General features: G+C 66.8%; 2 protein-coding genes and 1 pseudogene. All 3 read left to right on the top strand.

Features of this window, described 5'->3' with window-relative positions; translation table 11 throughout:
* Window positions 1-893: ribose 1,5-bisphosphate isomerase (locus PGX04_RS04200; RefSeq protein WP_273737360.1), on the top strand; the 893-nt coding region annotated here is incomplete at its 5' end.
* A 205-nt stretch (window positions 894-1098) separates the two neighbouring features.
* Complete coding sequence (locus PGX04_RS04195) at window positions 1099-1935, top strand: DUF63 family protein (protein WP_273737359.1); 837 nt, start codon at window positions 1099-1101, stop codon at window positions 1933-1935.
* A 196-nt stretch (window positions 1936-2131) separates the two neighbouring features.
* Window positions 2132-2278: pseudogene (locus tag PGX04_RS04190) on the top strand (carbohydrate kinase family protein); the annotation flags it as partial.

Genomic DNA, 2278 nt, shown 5'->3' with positions numbered 1-2278 from the left:
CCGAGAGCCCCGCGGCGTTCCGGCGGGAACTCCGGACCGCCGCACGGACGCTCTACGAGACGCGGCCGACGGCGGTCAGCCTCCCGAACGCCCTTCGGTACGTGCTTCGGGGGATGACCGGCGACACCGTCGCCGACCTCCGAGAATCGACGATTACCTGCGCCGAGGCATTCCAGCGCGACCTCGCACAGGCGCAGGATCGACTCGGTGAGATCGGCGCGAACCGACTGCGAGACGGCGACGTCGTCATGACCCACTGCCACTCGACGGACGCCCTCTCGTGTCTCGAGGCCGCGATCGAAGGCGGAACGGACCTCGAGGCGATCGTCAAGGAGACGCGACCGCGAAAGCAGGGGCACATCACGGCGCGACAGTTGCGCGAGTGGGGCGTGCCGGTGACGCTGATCGCGGACAACGCGGCCCGCCGGTACCTCGATCGGGCGGATCACGTGCTCGTCGGGGCCGACAGCATCGCGGCGGACGGCAGCGTGATCAACAAGATCGGGACGAGCGGTCTGGCGGTCAACGCCCGCGAGCGGGGCGTGCCGGTGGTGGTCGCGGCCCAGACGATCAAGCTCCATCCGGACACGATGACGGGCCACACCGTCGAGATCGAGATGCGAGACGAAACGGAGATCCTGTCGGACGAGGAACGGGCGGCGATCACCGGCACGGACGCGAGCGACGAGGCCACCAGCGAGACGGCGGCGATGGACGGCGACGCCCGCTCGCACAAGGCCGAACTGACCGTCGAGAACCCCGCGTTCGACGTCACGCCACCGCGGTACGTCGACGCCATCGTCACCGAACGCGGTCAGTTTCCGCCGGAGAGCATCGTGACGCTCATGCGGGAGCTGTTCGGCGAACTGACCGACGACCCGTGGGACGCCTGAGACGGACGACTGTCAGTCGCTTCTGGCGCACCCGCGACCCGCCATGCGGGTGCGCCGGGACGCAGTTACGGGCAGACCATATAACGCATTCGACGACGCGTCGAACCCACGTAGTGACGGCACGGATGTGAATGCGACAGTACGTCTCCGCCGATAGTATTCGACAATCGGAAAGTGTTAGTCACTGGTGTGAGCTATTCCCGCTATGGTATTACCCGAGGGGTTCGTCGTCCCGCCGTGGTACCTGCTGGTGCCGGTCATCGTCCTTCTCGGCAGCGCCCTCGCGCTATTGTGGGCGCTCGAGCCGCCGGTGACCGATCGCACGGTGCTGGCGTTCGCGCCCTGGATGATGTTCGGCGCGAGTCTGCACGTCCTCTACAAGATGGACGCGTTCCAGAGAGACGTGTTCCCGGCGAGTATCGAGTCCCTGTTCAGCGCCCCGATGGTCTACGCGATAACGGCGATCATCGCGGGGAGCGTCTGGATCATCGCGATCTTTCTCCACGTCGGCGGTCTCCAGCCGACGATCGCGCGGTTCGTCGGGATCGCCGGAACGGCGTTTTTCACCGTCTTCACGATGTTTACGATCTTCCGGAGCATCGAAGCAGGAGTCTTCGAACCGTTCTGGCCCGTCATCGCCGTCGTCGTCGCCGGTATCGTCACCGCCATCGCCTGGATCGGGTTGAGCCTCTGGTTCACCGACATCGCAACGACCACGGGCACGACGGGTGCACTCGTCGTCTTCGGACACACGCTCGACGGCGTCACGACCGCGATCGGGTACGACGTCATCGGGGCCGGTGAAGACGTTCCCCTCTCCCTGCTGGTCCTCGAGGCCGGGGAGGCGCTGCCGACGGCCGAGTACATCGGTGCGGGCTGGCTGTTCGTCCTCCTCAAAGTCTCGCTCGCGATGGTCATCCTCGGGCTGTTCCGGGAGTACGTCGAAGAGGCACCGCGACAGGCTCGCACGCTCCTCGCGCTGGTCGCCGCGGTCGGTCTCGGCCCGGCCACCCACAACACGCTGCTGTTCATCGTGAGCTGAGACGGACTGCTGGACGTCGGTTTCGACGCACCCACAGGACGGTCGCCGTTGCGCCGGGAACCCGGTACAGCAATCCGCGTGAGGGCTCGAGAAGCCGATCACCGACCCCCTCGGAACGATACGTCGCGGCGGTGTACCCCGCCGCCGCGCTCGCCTAGGTTTTTGCCGGCGGATACCGTCTTCCCGCTATCATCGAATGGATCCGATACCGGTGCTCACGGCCGGCCACGTTAACTGGGACGTGACCCTTCGCGTCGACAGACTCCCCGAACCCGACGGCGAGGCCTCGATCCGCTCGCAACGCCAGTCCGGCGGCGGCAGCGCCGCCAACGTCGCCGCCGCG

This window comes from Natrinema soli (genome assembly GCF_028618695.1).
The sequence above is the reverse complement of the archived record's forward strand: the minus strand, read 5'-3'. Positions and strand labels throughout refer to the sequence as shown.

Coding starts and splice junctions, on each gene's coding strand:
- PGX04_RS04195 (WP_273737359.1), top strand. CDS start 1,099: ATGGTATTACCCGAGGGGTTCGTCGTCCCGCCGTGGTACCTGCTGGTG.